General features: G+C 40.8%; 19 protein-coding genes. 15 read left to right on the top strand and 4 right to left on the bottom strand.

Translation table 11 applies throughout. From position 1 onward, the window contains the following. Positions 1-47 precede the first annotated feature (47 nt). From tgt to ACED20_RS19420, 3 genes are read right to left on the bottom strand one after another with little or no spacing between them, the layout of a single operon-like run. Positions 48-1181, bottom strand: a complete 1134-nt coding sequence (tgt, locus tag ACED20_RS19430) for a tRNA guanosine(34) transglycosylase Tgt (RefSeq protein WP_294223535.1) — start codon at positions 1179-1181, stop codon at positions 48-50. Between the two features lie 11 nt (positions 1182-1192). Beyond that, complete coding sequence (locus ACED20_RS19425; RefSeq protein WP_378106421.1) at positions 1193-1570, bottom strand: DUF4296 domain-containing protein; 378 nt, start codon at positions 1568-1570, stop codon at positions 1193-1195. Further along, the gene (locus tag ACED20_RS19420) at positions 1567-2283 is read right to left on the bottom strand and encodes a polyprenol monophosphomannose synthase (RefSeq protein ID WP_345766995.1); all 717 of its coding nucleotides are present in this window, start codon (positions 2281-2283) and stop codon (positions 1567-1569) included. The genes ACED20_RS19425 and ACED20_RS19420 overlap by 4 nt, the downstream gene beginning before the upstream one ends. Before the next feature lie 75 nt (positions 2284-2358). Between ACED20_RS19420 and ACED20_RS19415 the strand changes: the two genes are divergently transcribed. From ACED20_RS19415 to fabF, 15 genes are all read left to right on the top strand, one after another. Beyond that, entirely contained in the window at positions 2359-3027 is a 669-nt protein-coding gene (locus ACED20_RS19415; protein WP_378106419.1) for a DUF4271 domain-containing protein, read from the top strand. 12 nt (positions 3028-3039) lie between these two features. Beyond that, positions 3040-3780 carry a uroporphyrinogen-III synthase gene (locus ACED20_RS19410; RefSeq protein ID WP_345767766.1) on the top strand — a complete coding sequence of 247 codons (741 nt, stop codon included), beginning with the start codon at positions 3040-3042 and terminating at the stop codon, positions 3778-3780. A 90-nt stretch (positions 3781-3870) separates the two neighbouring features. Continuing rightward, positions 3871-5916, top strand: coding sequence for a S9 family peptidase (locus ACED20_RS19405; protein ID WP_294231165.1), 2046 nt, complete (start codon positions 3871-3873; stop codon positions 5914-5916). Between the two features lie 3 nt (positions 5917-5919). Then, positions 5920-6123, top strand: a complete 204-nt coding sequence (locus ACED20_RS19400) for a hypothetical protein (RefSeq protein ID WP_294200388.1) — start codon at positions 5920-5922, stop codon at positions 6121-6123. Between the two features lie 3 nt (positions 6124-6126). Continuing rightward, positions 6127-6471, top strand: a complete 345-nt coding sequence (locus tag ACED20_RS19395) for a hypothetical protein (RefSeq protein WP_378106416.1) — start codon at positions 6127-6129, stop codon at positions 6469-6471. A gap of 321 nt (positions 6472-6792) precedes the next feature. After that, positions 6793-8340: a sensor histidine kinase KdpD gene (locus tag ACED20_RS19390; protein ID WP_294200382.1), complete on the top strand. Its 1548-nt coding sequence runs from the start codon at positions 6793-6795 to the stop codon at positions 8338-8340. Between the two features lie 79 nt (positions 8341-8419). After that, positions 8420-9106 carry a response regulator transcription factor gene (locus ACED20_RS19385; protein WP_027380477.1) on the top strand — a complete coding sequence of 229 codons (687 nt, stop codon included), beginning with the start codon at positions 8420-8422 and terminating at the stop codon, positions 9104-9106. A gap of 69 nt (positions 9107-9175) precedes the next feature. Then, positions 9176-9811, top strand: coding sequence for a hypothetical protein (locus tag ACED20_RS19380; RefSeq protein ID WP_378106413.1), 636 nt, complete (start codon positions 9176-9178; stop codon positions 9809-9811). Positions 9812-9829: 18 nt separating this feature from the next. Next, entirely contained in the window at positions 9830-10192 is a 363-nt protein-coding gene (locus tag ACED20_RS19375; RefSeq protein WP_294239142.1) for a hypothetical protein, read from the top strand. Between the two features lie 107 nt (positions 10193-10299). Continuing rightward, positions 10300-12975, top strand: a complete 2676-nt coding sequence (locus ACED20_RS19370; protein WP_378106411.1) for a TonB-dependent receptor domain-containing protein — start codon at positions 10300-10302, stop codon at positions 12973-12975. Between the two features lie 346 nt (positions 12976-13321). After that, positions 13322-14179, top strand: coding sequence for a helix-turn-helix domain-containing protein (locus tag ACED20_RS19365; RefSeq protein ID WP_378106409.1), 858 nt, complete (start codon positions 13322-13324; stop codon positions 14177-14179). An 88-nt stretch (positions 14180-14267) separates the two neighbouring features. Beyond that, the gene (locus ACED20_RS19360) at positions 14268-14687 is read left to right on the top strand and encodes an OsmC family protein (protein WP_294202062.1); all 420 of its coding nucleotides are present in this window, start codon (positions 14268-14270) and stop codon (positions 14685-14687) included. A 171-nt stretch (positions 14688-14858) separates the two neighbouring features. Then, entirely contained in the window at positions 14859-15470 is a 612-nt protein-coding gene (locus tag ACED20_RS19355; RefSeq protein WP_294202064.1) for a TetR/AcrR family transcriptional regulator, read from the top strand. A gap of 14 nt (positions 15471-15484) precedes the next feature. Further along, positions 15485-15910: a PaaI family thioesterase gene (locus ACED20_RS19350; protein ID WP_294202066.1), complete on the top strand. Its 426-nt coding sequence runs from the start codon at positions 15485-15487 to the stop codon at positions 15908-15910. Continuing rightward, positions 15911-17152 carry a beta-ketoacyl-ACP synthase II gene (fabF, locus tag ACED20_RS19345; RefSeq protein WP_378106406.1) on the top strand — a complete coding sequence of 414 codons (1242 nt, stop codon included), beginning with the start codon at positions 15911-15913 and terminating at the stop codon, positions 17150-17152. A gap of 416 nt (positions 17153-17568) precedes the next feature. Here fabF and ACED20_RS19340 read toward each other — a convergent pair whose 3' ends face one another. Next, the gene (locus ACED20_RS19340) at positions 17569-17721 is read right to left on the bottom strand and encodes a hypothetical protein (RefSeq protein WP_345766985.1); all 153 of its coding nucleotides are present in this window, start codon (positions 17719-17721) and stop codon (positions 17569-17571) included. Positions 17722-17778 lie beyond the last annotated feature (57 nt).

The following is a 17778-nucleotide window of genomic DNA, read 5'->3' as shown; positions in this document are numbered from 1 at the left end:
TCAGTGCGTTTTATTTATTCCTGTTAAGTTTTTTCTGTTTTATATTTCTACAGTCTCTGGCGAAGCACCGGAACTACAGAATCTTTCCACTGATAGAAATCTCCTGCTAAAATATGTTCTCTTGCTGCTTTCACCAAATCCAGGTAAAAAGCCAAATTATGGATGGAAGCAATCTGCTTGGCCAGGTATTCTTTGGATACAAACAAATGCCTTACATACGCTTTGGAATATTCCCGGTCTACGAAACTTGTTCCGAATTCGTCCAGCGGCGAAAAATCCTGCTTCCACTTTTCATTTTTCATATTCATCACCCCTTTCCAGGTAAAGAGCATGGCGTTTCTTGCATTACGCGTCGGCATCACGCAATCCATCATATCGATTCCCAAGCCTATTGACTCAAGGATATTCCATGGCGTTCCCACGCCCATAAGGTACCTTGGTTTTTCTTTCGGCAAAATATCCGTTACCTCATCGGTAATGCGGTACATTTCTTCTTCCGGCTCTCCGACGGAAAGTCCTCCGATCGCGTTTCCTTCTGCACCCGCTTCAGCAATAACTTCCGCAGAAATTTTTCTTAAATCCGAAAAAGTGGAGCCCTGTACAATCGGAAAAAACGTCTGTTTGTGACCGTACAGTTCAGGATTCTTTTCATTCCAATCCATACATCGCTTCAACCATCGGTGGGTCATTTCCATTGAAGACTTTACCTGATTGTAATCGCACGGATACGCCACACATTCATCAAAAGCCATGAAAATATCGGCTCCGATCTGACGCTGGATCTCCATGGATTTCTCCGGCGTAAACAAATGAACGCTACCGTCGATGTGGGATTTGAATTTTACGCCTTCTTCGGACATTTTTCTTGTTCCTGAAAGCGAGAAAACCTGGAAGCCTCCGGAATCCGTAAGAATAGGAAGATCCCAGTTCATGAATTTATGCAATCCTCCGGCAGCCTGCATGGTTTCCATTCCCGGGCGGAGGTATAAATGATAGGTGTTGCCCAAAATGATCTGGGCTTTTATGTCTTCTTTTAATTCCCTCTGATGAACAGTCTTTACACTTGCCACCGTTCCCACCGGCATGAAGATCGGTGTCTGAATTTTACCGTGATCCGTAGTAAGTTCTCCCGCTCTTGCTTTTCCTTCAGAGGTTTTTTCTATATTAAAAAACTTTTGCATCTTTCCTTTCCTTATCTTGATAAAACGGGAGGAGGCTGAAGTTCTCCCGGTTTATTTTTTTTATCTTTTACATACTGATCCCCTTTCGGATCTTTTTCCAATACGATTTTCTGTGCATCTTCCGCAATGCCCTGCATTTTTTCCTTTACAACATAGTATTTAAAGCTGGCAATAAAATCTTCGGATTTAATATTGTGCTGTTTCAAAACATACCTTGTTCCTGCTTCCAGATTGGAATTGGGATAAATAAAGGTAGCCTGGTCATTAATGGCCAGGTCTGCCAGCACTTCCGCCATCTGATTTTTGGAAATCAGATTTTTAGGCTTATCGATGTAATCGCCACAGGAAAACAGGCTCATCAGGACAAAAATAAAGAGCAGTTTTTTCATAATCTGTTGATCAGGGATTTCCATTTTAGATTCAATACTCCGAAAACCGCTTCATGAATGATCCCGCCATTCATTTTGCTTTCTCCCAGGATCCTGTTGGTAAAAATAATAGGTACTTCCACAATTTTGAACTCCTTTTTAAAGGCCCTGAATTTCATTTCAATCTGAAACCCGTATCCTTTTAACCTTACATTATCCAAACCTATTTCTTCCAGCACTTTTCTCGAAAAGCAGACAAAACCTGCTGTTGTATCATGAATTGGAAGTCCCAGAACAAAACGAACGTATTTTGAAGCAAAATAAGACAGCAGCACCCTTCCCATCGGCCAGTTCACTACATTTACCCCTTTGGAATAGCGGGAACCGATAGCCATATCCGCATTCAGGCAGGCCTCAAAAAGTTTCGGAAGATCGTTGGGATTATGGGAAAAATCGGCATCCATCTCGAAAATGTAATCGTAATTGTTTTCGATCGCCCATCTGAAACCGTGGATATAAGCCTTTCCCAGGCCGTCTTTCACTTTTCTGACGGACAAATGAAGATGATGCGGGAATTTCTTCTGCAGTTCCTTCACCATTTCTGCTGTTCCATCAGGAGACGAGTCATCCACTACCAGAACATGAAAGTCATCTTCCAATGCAAAAACTGCGGAAATAATATCTTCAATATTTTCCTTTTCGTTGTAAGTCGGAATTATGACCAGTTTTTTCATTTCAGTTTGCAAAGATAGTTTATTTAACCATTTTATTTTATACAAAATAATCTATAATTTTGCAAAAAAATTACGTTGCCGCTATCACAAAACTTTATAAATCATGTAAGAATACCCGAGAACAACGATTGGGTAATCTTTATATTGTTAGGATGTGTCTTTTTATATCTTTTTATGATGAATATTGTAGAAAGAGAAGCCAACCTGAAAGACTTTTTGCTTCAGAAATATTATGACTCCAGCAACAACCTGCCGAGCTGGGTTATCACTTCCTGCGTGATCGTCCTTACCTTATCGGTACTGATTTCACAGTACGTACCTACGGTCCCGAAATTCGTGGCAGACCTTCAAATATTGAGTTATCAGTTGAATAAATTCGGATTCTGCTTGGGAGCCATTATTCTTTTTTACCTGTTAAGAACAAGTTTGGGGTTTTTATTTTTCCAGAGTATCGGCGAAGGAAAAAAGTGGACCATCTTTTATTTTACGGCTACAAAATTTTATTTTATCCTGTCTTTTTTACTGATCGTTCTATGTGTAACCCATTATTATTTCCCAATTGACAGAAATAAAATGTTTTTGTACTACCTGTTCTTTTTTTCTTTTGTCTTCATTTTCAAGATTTTTTTCTATTTATTTCACAAGAACAAGATCTTACCCGGAAAATGGTATTATAAATTTTTGTATATTTGCACCCTCCAAATCGCACCTGTTTTGTTGCTTTGGAAGCTATTATTTTTTTAATAAATGTCAATGATGAGAATAAAGTCTATATTGGTTTCTCAACCAGCGCCAAGTGAGTCGTCTCCGTACCTGGAAATTGCAAAGAAGGAAAAGATAAAGATTGATTTCCGTCCTTTCATCCACGTCGAAGGAGTTGACAATAAAGAACTGAGAACACAGAAGATCGATCTTACGCAATATACCGGAATCATTTTTACGAGTAAAAATGCGATAGACCATTACTTCAGATTAGCGGAAGAGCTGCGTTTTGCGGTTCCTGACACGATGCGTTACATCTGCCAGTCTGAAGCGATTGCAAACTACCTTCAGAAGCATATTGTGTACAGAAAAAGAAAGATAAGCTTTGGGGAGAAGAATTTTTCCGACCTTTTGCCTCTTTTCAAGAAGTTTCCGACAGAAAAATACCTCCTTCCGTCATCAGATGTTCTGAGCCCGGATATTACAAAGACGATGGAAGCTTCCAATGTGGATTGGAAAAGAGCCATCATGTACAGAACGGTATGCAGCGACCTTACCGACATCAATGTGAAGGATTACGATATGCTTATCTTCTTCAGCCCGCAGGGAATAAAATCTTTGCAGCAGAATTTTCCTGATTTCAAGCAGGAAAATACCAAAATTGGCGTTTTCGGCTCCACGACCTCAGCCGCTGCGGAAGAAGCCGGCCTGAAAGTAGATTTAATGGCACCTACCAAAGAAACTCCATCCATGACCATGGCTCTGGAAAAATACATTAAAGCACTTCATAAATAGGTTTTTACGGTAAAAAATATAAAGCAACCGTCTTTTCATACAGGAAAGATGGTTTTTTTTTAACTAAATTTGAACAAGAATTAATATTGAATGGAAGCTCCAAAGGCAAAAAAAATAGAAAAAATCTTAGAAACACACGGTGACAAAAGAATCGACCACTATTTCTGGCTCAACGAAAGGGAAAACCCGGAGGTTATAAAATATCTCGAAGAAGAAAACGCCTATGCCGATTTCGTGATGAAAGATACCGAACCGTTTCAGGAAGAACTTTTTGAGGAAATGAAAGCCCGCTATAAAAAAGACGACGAATCTTTACCTTATTTTTTCAACGGATACTGGTATATTGTGCGCTATGAAGAGGGAAAAGAATATCCTATTTTCTGTAGAAAGCACAAGACCCTGGACAACGAAGAGGAAATAATCCTGGACGTAAATGTTCTGGCGGAAGGCGAAAGCTACTTTGAAGTGGGAAGTGTTGCCGTTTCTCCGAATAACGAACTGGCTTCTTTTTCCACGGATAATGTAAGCCGCAGGATTTATTCCATTAATTTCAAAAATCTGAAAACCGGGGAAGTTCTTCCGGATAAAATTGAGAACACTACCGGAAAAGCGGTCTGGGGTAATGACAACGAACACGTTTTCTACATCCGTAAAGATGAAAGCCTGAGGGCTTTTCAGGTATACCGCCATAAGCTGGGAACCGACGCTTCCGAGGATATGCTGATCTTCCATGAGGAAGACGAAACGTTTGATGTGAATGTTTTCAAAACGAAGTCCCTTGAATATATTTTCATCGCAAGCTCCAGCACGATTTCGGACGAACACCGGTTTATCCCTTCCGACAATGTTTTTGCGGACTGGACGATCATTCAGCCAAGGATCGATGACCTGGAGTATTCCGTGGAACATTATGAAGACGAGTTTTACATCATTACCAACGCAGATGATGCTTTTAATTTCAAAATCGTGAAAACAAAGATCGATAACTGCGGCATGGAAAACTGGGTGGATGTTATCCCGCACCGTCCCGAAGTACTGCTGGAAGGTTTTGAGATCTTTAAAAACTACCTGGTCCTTGAGGAAAGAGAACAGGGTCTTTTACAGATCAAAATCATTGACGAAAAAACACAGGAATCGCATTACCTGCCATTCTCCGATCCTACCTACACGGCTTATATCGGGGCAAACCTGGAATTCGACACTGAAATTCTGCGCTATGGCTATACTTCGCTGATACAGCCAAGTTCTACCTACGAGTACAACATGAAAGAAAAGACTACCGTTCTCCTGAAACAACAGGAAGTACTGGGCGGGAAGTTCTTTGCCGAAAATTATATTTCCGAAAGAATCTGGGCAGATTCCAGGGACGGGGAAACAAAAATCCCGATCTCGCTGGTATACCATAAAGACACGGAAAAATCTGCAGACACCCCATTGTTGCTGTACGGATATGGAAGTTACGGCCATACGGTAGATGCAAGTTTCTCGAATGTAAGGTTATCCATTCTGGACAGAGGGTTTATTTATGCCATTGCCCACATCCGGGGTGGTGAATACCTGGGGAGAGAATGGTATGAAGACGGCAAAATGCTGTTCAAGAAAAATACATTCTTCGATTTTATCGATGCCGGAAAGTTTTTAATTAAAGAAAATTATACTTCTTCGAAACATTTGTACGCTATGGGCGGAAGTGCCGGAGGCCTTCTGGTAGGAGCTGTAATGAATTACGAGCCCGCTCTCTTTAACGGAATCGTGGCACAGGTGCCTTTTGTGGATGTGGTAACTACCATGTTGGACGACACCATCCCGTTAACTACCGGAGAATACGATGAATGGGGAAATCCGAATGACAAAGAATACTATCACTATATGAAGGAATATTCGCCTTACGATAATGTGGAAGCCAAAGAGTACCCGAATATCCTGATTACCACAGGACTGCACGATTCCCAGGTTCAGTATTGGGAACCGGCCAAATGGACAGCCAAACTGAGGGAACTGAAAACGGATAATAATCTCCTGGTTTTTAAAACCGACATGAGTGCAGGCCATGGCGGAGCGAGTGGGAGATTTGAGTCACTGAAAGAGGATGCCCTGGAATATGCATTTTTAATAAAACTGGAAAATAAAAATTAAGATATGACCCTCCTGATTATTTTTATTGGTATTGCAATAGTATATTATCTGTTCCAAAAGAGCAGAATCAACTGGATTGAAAAACAGGAATACCTGAGGGAAAAGAAGGATGAAAAATTTGAGCAGCTCCTAGATCTGGCAAGAAACAGGATGCGGCAAAATCTAAAGCCGACAATATTAACAACAATCAGGAGAATTGATTTATAAACTATGACGAACGAAGCAGAATACTGGCAGAAAGTAGAACAATTTTTCATTGAAAATTTTGATATCGAGAAAAACGCGCCGATTGAAACCTATCTTTTCCTGATAGGCCTTCAGGAACTGGGCAGCGGCCATCAGAAATATACAAAGGACGATAAGGTAAATCTTATTCACATTGCGGTATGCAGGTTGCTGGAACCTTTCGGGTATTATAAGTTTTCGCATTATGACGATGATGGCTATCCGCATTTCGATAAGCTGGAAGAACTTCCGGAACTGAAGCCTAATGAGCAGCAGCTTTTAATGAAAAAGGCGATCATTCAGTATTTTCAGGATGAGGAACTTATCTGAAAATTTAATTTTTCTAATTTTAAATATAAAAAAAGAGGCTGTCCAAAATTTTTTGACAGGCTCTTTTTATTGACGTAAATACTCTGCATCAAAATCTGTGTTGGAAATAACATTAGATTCTATATGACCATTTTCAGATAAAGTACATTTAATTTCAGCATCATTCTTACCTGTACGAAACATTTCAAAATTCCTAAATAAATGTTAAAAAACACATTTTTAAGAAATATTACACAATTTTATGGCTTATTTTTTGTTTAACAAATCATAAAATAATAATTTTAACATTCATTATTTTAAAGAACTATTAAAAAACGATAAATGAATAATAAATTCATTCCAATAATCTCGGTGTTTATGACAATCTCACTGATTGTTTTTGTTACGCTCCAATTTTATTGGCTGAAAAATTATTACGGCGCTTTGGAGCAGGATTTTTCCTCAAAAGTGTATTCGGCACTGGAGGGAACAACGAAAAGTATAGGTGAAATCGAACTTGATAAATACTTAAATGTTGAAAACAAGGATTTCAGGAACAATATTTTGGCCAACAGCGATCAGCCGACGTTAACAACCATTCAGCAGGTAGAGGATTCCGGGAAACAACGGCAAATCATTTACCTGAAAAATATTATTGAAAAAAGCCAGCTTCCGATTTCTCAGAAGGGAGATTCCATTAAGCTTACCAAATTATATACCGACGAAGCCGCCTATAAAATAAAACGCGACACCACAGACCGCGGTATCCTTACGGCAGACCTCAACCAGGATATCGAGAACGGAGATTATTCGATGAAAGAATATGCGAAAATCGTAGGGAATAACCTTCCGATTTCTAAGCGGGTAAATTCCAAGGTCCTCGATTCCGTAATTACCAAAGAGCTCAGAATACGTGGAATTTCTGCAAAATTCGGATACGGAATTATCGATAAAAACAACAACCTCACAAAAGTGGTGAGCAGGGATTATAAGGACCGGAAAGACAACAACACATACAGCTATCCTTTGTTTACCGACCAGAAAGAAAGGACTTTATACAGTCTGGCTTTGGTTTTCCCGAAAAAGGATTATTCCCTGGCGATGAACAACTGGCCGATGCTGCTGGGTACCTTCCTTTCGTTGTTAACGATTTTAGGAATTTATATCATATCCATTAATTATATGATGAAGCAGAAAAAGCTGGCGGAAGTGAAGACGGATTTTATCAACAATATGTCGCATGAATTCAAGACGCCGCTGGCAACAATTTCCGTGGCCACTGATTCCTTAGCCAACGATAAAATTGCGACCAATCCGGATAAGGTAAAATACTATTCGGAACTGATCAAGCAGGAAAACATCAGGATGAAAAAGCAGGTAGAGAACGTATTGAATATGTCGAAACTGGAAAGGAATGAAGTAAAATTATTCTTGAGAGAGACGAATGTACGTGAACTGATAAGAAAAACAACGGAATCTTTTAACCTGATCGTCCAGCAGAGAAACGGAAAGCTAATACAGGAATTCAATGCTACAGATTACACTTTTAAAATAGATGAATTCCATATTTCCAATATGCTGGTGAACTTGCTCGACAATGCCAACAAATATTCGCCGGAAGCACCGGAAATTACGATCCGCACTAGAAACGAAGGCCACTTTTATGTGATCGAAGTTTCGGATAAAGGAATGGGAATGGAAACCCAGAACAAAACCAAAATTTTTGAGAAATTCTTCCGGGAAGAGACCGGGAATATCCATAATGTAAAAGGACAGGGATTAGGGCTTTCCTACGTGAAAAAAATTGTAGAACTTCATAAAGGGCAGATTATCGTAGATTCCTATAAAGGAAAAGGAAGCACCTTTACGATCAAACTGCCGATGAGCTAAAAAAAATAAACCAAAACAAAATACAGAAGAAGAGAGTGACGGGTTCATTCTGATTATTAACATTAATCATTTAAAAATTATGAGCAACAGAATATTATTAGTAGAAGACGACCAGAGTTTTGGGGCAGTGCTGAAGGATTATTTAACGATAAATAATTTTGAGGTTACGCTGGCCACCGATGGAGAACAGGGACTGAAAGAATTTACGGAAAACGAATTCGACATCTGTATTTTCGATGTCATGATGCCGAAAAAAGACGGGTTCTCCTTAGCTGAAGACGTTAAAAAGATAGATAAGAACACGCCGATCATATTCCTTACGGCAAGAAATATGAGGGAAGACATCCTGAAAGGCTATCAGCTGGGTGCCGATGATTATATCACCAAGCCTTTCGATACCGAATTGCTTTTATATAAAATCAAAGCCATTCTTCAGAGAAGCTCGACCCTGGAAAATGAAGAGCAGGAACAGTTCAAGATCAGCAATATTTTCTTTGATTCCATGCTGAGACAACTAAGAGTCGGAGATAATGAGTATAAGCTTTCCCCGAAAGAGAATGAACTGCTGAAGCTTCTGTGCATCCACAGAAACGACTTTATGCCAAGAGACCTGGCGTTGAGAAAGATCTGGAAAAAAGAGAACTATTTTACGGCAAGAAGTATGGACGTTTACATTGCAAAACTCCGTAAGCTGCTGAAAGACGATGAAGGACTGGAAATCATCAACGTTCACGGGGAAGGGTTTAGGCTTCTGGTTAAGAATTAATTTCAAAAATATCATCATCCATATAAAGTTAGCAAAGCAATTGAAAATGTTTTGCTAATTTTGTTTTATATGAAGAATACAGTATTGGGCCTGATGGCCATTTCCATATTTTCAGTTTCCTGTAAAAAAGACGAAAGAGCCACCTACATTACGGAAGAAGCAGGCGTTGAGCAGCCGGCTGCTCCTGTAAACCAGGCTCCGAAGGCTTCCCTGATAGACCAGGCGGGCATCACCACTACCGGTTCCGGAACGGCAACGGTTACCGCAGCCGGGATGAATCCTGCTCACGGGCAGCCGGGACACCGGTGCGATATTCCCGTAGGACAACCTTTAAATTCAGCTCCCCAACAGCAAAACGCACAAAATGTTGCCGTAAATACTCAGCAGGGACAAGCCATCCAGATCGATCCGAATGCCCTGCAGCCAGGAAAATTCACCGTTGATAAAAATGGAAAAGCAAAAACCGTAACCCCGAAAGGCATGAACCCGCCCCATGGAGAACCGGGACACCGGTGTGATATACCCGTAGGACAACCGCTGAACAGCAAACCGGCACCCTCACAGCAACCGGCTCAGGCAGTGGCACAGAATACGCCGGTACAAACTCCGACACCGGCACCTACTGGTCCAAAACCGGCGGCAAACCCTCCACATGGAGAGCCCTGGCATAACTGTGCCGTGAAAGTGGGTGAAGCTTTGCCATAAATTTTGTATTTTTGCAGCATGAAATTATTTCAGATCATAAGCCTTATTTTCTGTTTGGGGATTTTTCTGGTTCCCAAAGATAATTTCTATGCCCAAAACAGGCAGGAAACCTGCTGCAAAAATGATTCTGAAATGAGCTGCTGTAGAAAAGACCATCCGCAGCATTCCAAAGAAAATCAAGGTAATAAAAAATCTTCATGCAGCGACGATTGCTGCTCTGCCTGCGTTACCTGCTACACTTGTATGGAAACTCCGTACTTAAAGAATCTGCAGGCGGAAATTCCTTATTCCCAATCCGATAAAAATTTACCGTTCGAATATTCGGACCCTTTTCTTTCAGACCGTTTAAAAGAAATCTGGCAACCGCCGAAAATAGGTTAATTAAATAAATTTAACAATGTTCCAGTTTAGCAATTCATCAATGATCTTCAGATAATTACTTTGCTACATCGAGACATTAATTTGATTAATCTAAATTTTTTAAACCCATGAAATTATATATTTCCAGGATTATTCTTGGTATATTCTTAGTATCTGCCCCATTTATATCGGCTCAAAATCTTTTAAAACACAGTTTTACCGTAAAAGGGAACTGCAATATGTGCAAAGAAAGGATTGAAAGCACCGCCAAAAAAGCAGGGGCTAAAACAGCGGTTTATTCCGTGGATCTTCAGACGTTAACCATAGAAACCGACAATGCCGTTTCGGCCGACGGGATCTTAAAAAAAGTAGCGGATGCCGGTCATGACAATGAAAGGTTCAAAACCACTGAAAGCAGCTATGAGGCTCTTCCCGACTGCTGCCATTATGAACGGAATTCACAGGCTGCAACAACAGAAAATCACAGTCATCCTTTAAAGAAGGAGAATGAATTTTATGTAAAAGGCAACTGCGAATCCTGCAAGGCCAGAATTGAAATGGCTGCAAAAAATGCCGGTGCCGATGCTGCCGAATGGAATGCGGAAACCCAGACCATAGCCTTAAGTTTTGATCCGGCTAAAACCTCATCTGACAAGATTTTGAAGAAGATAGCGGAAGTCGGTCACGATAACGAAAAGTACAAATCCAGCGACAGTACTTACAAAAACCTTCCTTCCTGCTGCCTGTATGACCGGACAATTCCTTTTGGGGCAGCAAATCCGAAAGTTCATTTAGAAGAAGCTGAAGCACCAGAACAGTCAGCGCATCATGTTTCCAATACTGAACGTGCTGCCGGAAAATTTATTGAGGGTGTAACAGTAACGGGATCCAAAGCAGCCACGTCATTACAGAAAAAAGAAGCCGGACTGGTTTTCAACATTGATAAAAAAGAATTATTGAAAGCCGCTTGTTGTAATTTATCCGAAAGCTTTGAAACCAATGCCACGGTAGACGTATCCTTCAGCAACGCGGTAACGGGAACCAAACAGCTGAAAATGCTGGGTCTGGACCAAAAATACACCAGTCTGACAAAAGAGCTGCTGCCTGAAATCCGCGGACTGGCTTCGGCGTACGGACTGAATTTCATTCCGGGACGGTGGATCGAAAGCATCCAGCTGACGAAAGGAGGAAGTACGGTAACCAATGGCTATGAAAGCATCACCGGACAGATCAACACGGAATTGCTGAAAAATGTGGAGAAACCCGAAACATCATTAAACCTTTTTGCTGATTTCAACGGGAGAACGGAAGCCAATATCACCAGCGTTTCTAAAATCGATGACAAATGGTCGCAGACTTTTCTCCTTCATGGCAACGGCACTTTTGGTGATACCGACATGAATAAAGACGGTTTCCTGGACAGACCCAAAGGCGCCCAGCTCAATGCAGCTTATTTGCTCAACTATAACGATCTTGAAAAATCAGGATTCGGGTCGCATTTCGGAATCAATTTTATTAAAGATGAAAGAACTGCCGGCCAGCTCGGTTTCGATAAAAAAATTCCGCAAACTCAGCAGTCGCTGTATGGTGTTGGGATTGATATTTCACGATTTCAGGTTTGGAATAAAACAGGATATGTTTTTAAAGGAAAACCTTATCAAAGCTTAGGCTGGATGAACCAGTATACCTATCATCAGCAGGACAGCTTCTTCGGATTGAGAAATTATTCCGGAAAGCAGCAGACCTATTATTCCAATCTTATCTTTGAAAGTATTTTAGGGAATACCAATCATAAATACAAAGCCGGGGCAAGCTTTATGTATGACGGTTATGATGAAATCTATTTAACAGACAATTTTAAAAGAAATGAAATTGTTCCCGGAGCTTTTGCGGAATATACTTTAACCGGGATAAAATATACTTTGGTGGCCGGAGCCAGGATAGACTTTCATAATTTGGCAGGAACGCAATTTACCCCAAGGCTGAATTTCAAATATGATTTTATGCCGCATACGATTTTAAGGTTGTCTGCTGGAAGAGGCTTCAGAACGGCCAATGTTTTAGCGGAAAGTCAGCAGTACTTTGCGTCGAGCAGGAATCTTCAGATCTTAGAAAACGGCGGAAATATTTACGGGTTAAAACCTGAAATTGCCTGGAACTACGGAGCCAGCCTGCAACAGGAGTTTAAAATCTTCGGCAGAAAATCAACCGTTGTGGCCGATTTTTTCAGAACGGATTTCCAAGATCAGGTAATGGTGGATCTGGACCATTCCCCGCAGCAGCTTACTTTTTATAATCTCGAAGGGAAATCTTTCGCGAATTCATTCCAGACGCAGTGGGATTTTATGCCGTTTAAAAATTTTGAGGTAAGGTTGGCGTATAAATATTACGATGTGCAGGCAGACTACTTAAACGGGAGAAGAGAAGTTCCGTTTATGGCAAAGCACCGGGGATTTTTGAATCTGGCTTATTCAACCAATAAAAGTAAAAATGGAAACTTCTGGAGTTTCGACACGACACTAAACGTCGTAGGAAAACAGCAGCTTCCGGACACCTCAACCAATCCGGCCGCTTTCCGGATTCCAGCGTATTCCAGATCTTATGCAGTTCTGAATGCTCAGGTTTCAAAGAACTTCAATAAGAAAATCAGGGCTTACTTGGGAGGTGAAAACCTGACTTCTTATTACCAGAAAAATGCCATCATTGATGTAAAAAATCCTTTCGGAAATTATTTCGACGGCGGGATGGTGTATGCTCCGATTATGAAAGCTAATTTTTACATAGGGCTGGATGTGAATTTTTAGGAGTGAATCTGAATAAAGTAAGATCCGGATGAATTACAGCTAATTTAACGGGAACTTGATGTGAAATAAAATGAGTTGGCTGAAATTTAATTGATCATATTTCATCAATTGCGTCGGGCTTTAGCCCGATATGAAAATTGTAATTCCAAATTGGCTTTAGCCGAAATTTATTGTAGGTTTGGCTAAAGCCGCTCATTATCCGCCATAGCGTAAATGGGCTAAAGCCCATTTCTATTGATATTAATATTATACTTAGCTTATTAAAAACATTCAGCATGGCTTATGAAACTACATAACTTAATGCCATGCTTTTTTGTATCTTTCCCTAAAGAAATCCATCACCGAGATGCTTATTTTTGAAGACCAATACAAAAGACTGGGTTTTGAAACCTTTTCTGAAGAGAATCTGCAAAACTTTACGGAGACAAGATATACCTCCGAAATCAGAATTTTTTATGTCCCGGCAGGATATGAACTGACGGTAGATTTTAAACAATACAGCATTGAGAAGCCGGCCCTGTTTTTTCTCACCAGTCAGCATTTGCAGGTAGAAAAGACATTAGGGGTATCCCAGCTGATTTACTACAACCGTGATTTCTACTGCATTCAGATCCATGATCAAGAAGTAGCCTGTGACGGACTGCTGTTCCATAATGTTTTTGAAATCCCTTTTGTGGAGCTTGACGACGTAGAAGATTCAGTCATTAAAAATCTATTTCAAAACATCAGGGAAGAACTCGAAGGTAAAGATTCTTCTGCCGAGGAAATGATCCGTACCTATGTAAAACAGATCATCATCCGCGCCACCCGAAAATGGAAAAAGCAGAACCTGGATAACGATGAGATCAAAATCCCCGGCAACGAACTGGAAATTTTCCGGGACTTCAGCCGGCTGCTGGAAATCCATTTCCGGGAAAAGCATCATGTTTCAGAATATGCGGAGCTTCTTCATGTTGCACCCAAAACCTTAACTCATAAATTTAAAAACTTAAAACTGAAATCTCCGAACCAGTTTATTATTAACCGGATTTTACTGGAAGCCAAACGGCTTCTGTTTTATACGGATAAGCCCGTGAAAGAGATCGCCTACGATTTAGGCTATGAAGATCCGGCCTATTTCAACCGTCTTTTTACCGCTAAAACCGGAAATACCCCTGCTCAGTTCAAAAAAAATTATATTTCGGGAAAAAAGTACAAGATTTAGTTCTTTTTATCTAACGCTTCGGAATAATATCTGCTATACCTTTGCTCTATCAAAATAACAGAGTTAACCATAATAAATTAGAAATAATATGAAACGTAACGCAACAGCCGTTTGGAACGGTACCATCAAAGAAGGAAAAGGACATTTAACAACACAGAGCTCCACTTTAAACCAGACCCAATATTCTTTCAACAGCCGTTTTGAAGAAGGCACAGGAACCAACCCGGAAGAATTGCTGGCAGCAGCACATGCAGGATGTTTCACCATGAAACTGAGTGCAGAGCTTTCACAGGCAGGTTTCACTCCTGAGGAATTAACAACCAAATCCGTGATCACTTTAGATCCGAGTGTTGGAAAGATTACAAAATCCGAGCTTACGTTAACGGCAAAAGTTCCGGGAATCTCTGAAGAAGAGTTTCAGAAATATGCTAAAATTGCAGAAGAAGGATGTCCGGTAAGCGCCGCTTTCAACTTTGAAATTACTTTGCAGGCAACTTTAGCTAATTAATAATTAATACAACCTGTAAAAGATTTATTCTGGATAAATCTTACCATAAAAACGGGCTTTCGGCCCGTTTTTCCATTTAAAAAAATCGGTCTGTCTCTTTCAAATAAAAATACGTCCAAATAAATATACCGATCGGTATATTTTCATATATTTGTATTCTCATTCAGCCCTATGTCGAAAGCGGAAAAGACAAAACAATTCATTATTGAGAAAACAGCTTTTTTGTTCAATACCAAAGGCTATATTTCCACGTCTTTATCCGATATTTCTGAAGCGACCGGATTAACGAAAGGCAGCATCTACGGTAATTTTGAAAACAAAGACCAACTGGCTCTCGAAGCCTATCGATATAATGCCGGTTCGTTAAAAGCGAATATGGTCCTTGCGTTCAGTGACGACTTTCCTACTGCTGCTGATAAATTATATGCCTTTGTTGCTTTTTACAGAGAAAACTGGCATGCCGTATCTTCAGGTGGCGGATGCCCGCTGATGAATGCGGCAACAGAAGCAGACGATACGTTTCCGGATCTCAAAAATCAGGTAAAAAAATCGTTTGACGAATGGATGGCCAAAATCTCAGAAGTAATTACCCAAGGTCAGGAAAACGGAGAGCTGAATGAAAAACCGGATGCGGAGGAATATGCCTCTTTGTTTGTAATGAACATCGAAGGCGGCATTTTGTTGTCTAAAACCACAGGCGATGAGAAATTCCTGCATCTTGCGCTGGACCATATCCTCAAAATAATTGATACAGAATTGGCCACGACATCTCCAGAAAAATAAAAATTAAATATAATATGGATAAATTAGCAGTTCTGAAAAGCTTTACCGGAAAAGAATTCACAGCTTCCCCTTCCCCGTTTATGAAATGGCTGAATCCGGTGGTGGTTTCTGCGGAAGAAGGCCGGATTGAATTTCAGTATACCGTAAGGAAGGAATGGCTGAACCCGATGGGCAACCTTCATGGAGGTGTTACCGCTGCGATCATAGACGACATCATCGGTGCAACGATGTTTTCCCTGAATGAAGAAAATTTTATTGTCACCATCAACAACAGCATTGATTATTTTTCAACTGCCAAAGAAAACGATCCTATTATAGCCGAAACAAAAATCATCAAAAGAGGAAAGCAATTTGTCAACGCAGAATGCGAAATCTGGAATGCGGATAAAACCCGCCTGATTGCCAGAGGAACCTCCAATTTATTCAAAATAAGCAATTAAATGAAAAGAGTTGTTATTACAGGTCTTGGCGCAGTGACGCCTCTAGGAAATACTGTCGGGGAATTCTGGCAGAACAGCATCAACGGAACCAGCGGTGCCGGAAAAATCACCCACTTCGACACCGAAAAATTTAAAGTCCACTTTGCCTGTGAGGTTAAAAATTTTGACCCGAAGGTTTATTTAACCCATAACGAAATCAAAAGAAGCGATCTTTTTTCTCAATATGCCATGTATTCTGCTGCTGAAGCACTGAAAGATTCCGGTCTTGAGCTTGAAAAGATGGATCCGTTTGATACCGGCGTGATCTGGGGAACCGGACAGGGCGGCATGTGGACCTTCGAAAGCGAGGTGATGGAATTCACCAAAGGCGACGGGACTCCAAGATTCAATCCTTTTTTTGTTCCTAAATTCATTGCCAATATGGCTTCGGGAATGATCTCGATGAAGTTTGGGCTTCAGGGGATCAATTACACTACGATTTCGGCCTGCGCTACCGGCAATACGGCATTGATGGACGCTTTTAACTACATTCGGTTAGGTAAAGCCAAAGTGATCGTCAGCGGTGGATCTGAGGCAGCCATCACGCCTGCGTCCGTCGGAGGATTTTCCATTATGAAAGCCATGTCTACCCGGAATGACGATTTTGCCACAGCCAGCCGGCCATACGATGCAGACCGTGACGGATTCGTGATGGGAGAAGGAGCCGGTGCTTTAATCTTAGAAGAATATGAACACGCCAAAGCAAGAGGTGCAAAGATCTATGCCGAACTTGCAGGCGCAGCCATGACCGCCGATGCCTATCACATGACCGCACCGCATCCTGAAGGAACGGGAGCCATCAAAGCCATGCAGCTGGCACTAAACGAAGCAGGCATCAACACCGATGACATCGATTATATTAACCCGCACGCTACCTCCACCCCAATGGGCGACCTGGTGGAACTGAACGGAATCAATAAACTTTTTAAAGGAAGCAAAAACCTGGACATCAGTGCTACCAAATCGATGACCGGGCATTTGCTGGGCGCTGCCGGAGCGGCAGAAGCCATCCTGTCGATCAAGGCCATTGAAAACGGAATCATTCCGCCGACGATTAACCTTCACAACATCGATGAAAATATTCCAAAAGATATCAATATCGTTTTTGCAGAGGCTAAAGAGAAGGATATCAATTATGCTTTAAGCAATGCTTTCGGATTCGGAGGTCATAATGCTACTTTGATTTTCAAGAAGTTTAAGTAATTTTAAAATGAATAAGCTGGAAGAGTGAAGCAGGATGCTGGAAGTTTTTATTTACAGCATTATACTTCCGGATCCTAAAGAAATTGAACATAATTTCCATTGTACGAATTTACATAAGCATCAGTACATCGATTACTAAAATTCATGAATAAAATTAACGCAAAGTTTAATGATGGCTCTGCTTATTTTTAAAGGGAGCAAAGGAGAGCGGCCAATGCCGCTGATGAAGCGGGCGCCTTATCCGTTCGCTTCAGCAGATCAGCTTGCTGATCCTTCTTAGCTTTCTTATATTATGCATTGTGAAAAGCAAAACTTTGCGTTTGAAAATTCAGAAATACATTCTGTATTACATAAAAAGCAGCCCGATGGCTGCTTTTCCATTATACGAATTCACATAAACATCAGATTAACTGAAGTTAGTCCTGATCTTTGTCTACAATAAAGAAATCATCGGCATCTTCCGCAATCGGGATGTAAAGCCTTTCCCAGACTTTGCTCTTCACCATATCCCAGCTGTGACCTTTTCCTTTTAAGTCTTCTGCCAGCAATACGGTTCCTGGCTTTATCATAAAGGTGGAACCATCGGTTACTTTAAATTTAAGAAGCTGTTTGAGTTAAATTTTCTT

The sequence above is a fragment of the Chryseobacterium sp. sg2396 genome (genome assembly GCF_042610505.1).
Classification (GTDB): Bacteria; Bacteroidota; Bacteroidia; order Flavobacteriales; family Weeksellaceae; genus Chryseobacterium.
Note: the sequence above shows the minus strand (reverse complement) of the source record. Positions and strands in the feature narration are given on the sequence as shown.

What these genes read in the sequence shown, in the direction of transcription:
- tgt (WP_294223535.1), bottom strand. Translation starts at nt 1,181, where the DNA reads ATGCAAAAGTTTTTTAATATAGAAAAAACCTCTGAAGGAAAAGCAAGA.
- ACED20_RS19425 (WP_378106421.1), bottom strand. Translation starts at nt 1,570, where the DNA reads ATGAAAAAACTGCTCTTTATTTTTGTCCTGATGAGCCTGTTTTCCTGT.
- ACED20_RS19420 (WP_345766995.1), bottom strand. Translation starts at nt 2,283, where the DNA reads ATGAAAAAACTGGTCATAATTCCGACTTACAACGAAAAGGAAAATATT.
- ACED20_RS19410 (WP_345767766.1), top strand. Translation starts at nt 3,040, where the DNA reads ATGAGAATAAAGTCTATATTGGTTTCTCAACCAGCGCCAAGTGAGTCG.
- ACED20_RS19405 (WP_294231165.1), top strand. Translation starts at nt 3,871, where the DNA reads ATGGAAGCTCCAAAGGCAAAAAAAATAGAAAAAATCTTAGAAACACAC.
- ACED20_RS19400 (WP_294200388.1), top strand. Translation starts at nt 5,920, where the DNA reads ATGACCCTCCTGATTATTTTTATTGGTATTGCAATAGTATATTATCTG.
- ACED20_RS19395 (WP_378106416.1), top strand. Translation starts at nt 6,127, where the DNA reads ATGACGAACGAAGCAGAATACTGGCAGAAAGTAGAACAATTTTTCATT.
- ACED20_RS19390 (WP_294200382.1), top strand. Translation starts at nt 6,793, where the DNA reads ATGAATAATAAATTCATTCCAATAATCTCGGTGTTTATGACAATCTCA.
- ACED20_RS19385 (WP_027380477.1), top strand. Translation starts at nt 8,420, where the DNA reads ATGAGCAACAGAATATTATTAGTAGAAGACGACCAGAGTTTTGGGGCA.
- ACED20_RS19380 (WP_378106413.1), top strand. Translation starts at nt 9,176, where the DNA reads ATGAAGAATACAGTATTGGGCCTGATGGCCATTTCCATATTTTCAGTT.
- ACED20_RS19375 (WP_294239142.1), top strand. Translation starts at nt 9,830, where the DNA reads ATGAAATTATTTCAGATCATAAGCCTTATTTTCTGTTTGGGGATTTTT.
- ACED20_RS19370 (WP_378106411.1), top strand. Translation starts at nt 10,300, where the DNA reads ATGAAATTATATATTTCCAGGATTATTCTTGGTATATTCTTAGTATCT.
- ACED20_RS19365 (WP_378106409.1), top strand. Translation starts at nt 13,322, where the DNA reads ATGCTTATTTTTGAAGACCAATACAAAAGACTGGGTTTTGAAACCTTT.
- ACED20_RS19360 (WP_294202062.1), top strand. Translation starts at nt 14,268, where the DNA reads ATGAAACGTAACGCAACAGCCGTTTGGAACGGTACCATCAAAGAAGGA.
- ACED20_RS19355 (WP_294202064.1), top strand. Translation starts at nt 14,859, where the DNA reads ATGTCGAAAGCGGAAAAGACAAAACAATTCATTATTGAGAAAACAGCT.
- ACED20_RS19350 (WP_294202066.1), top strand. Translation starts at nt 15,485, where the DNA reads ATGGATAAATTAGCAGTTCTGAAAAGCTTTACCGGAAAAGAATTCACA.
- fabF (WP_378106406.1), top strand. Translation starts at nt 15,911, where the DNA reads ATGAAAAGAGTTGTTATTACAGGTCTTGGCGCAGTGACGCCTCTAGGA.
- ACED20_RS19340 (WP_345766985.1), bottom strand. Translation starts at nt 17,721, where the DNA reads ATGATAAAGCCAGGAACCGTATTGCTGGCAGAAGACTTAAAAGGAAAA.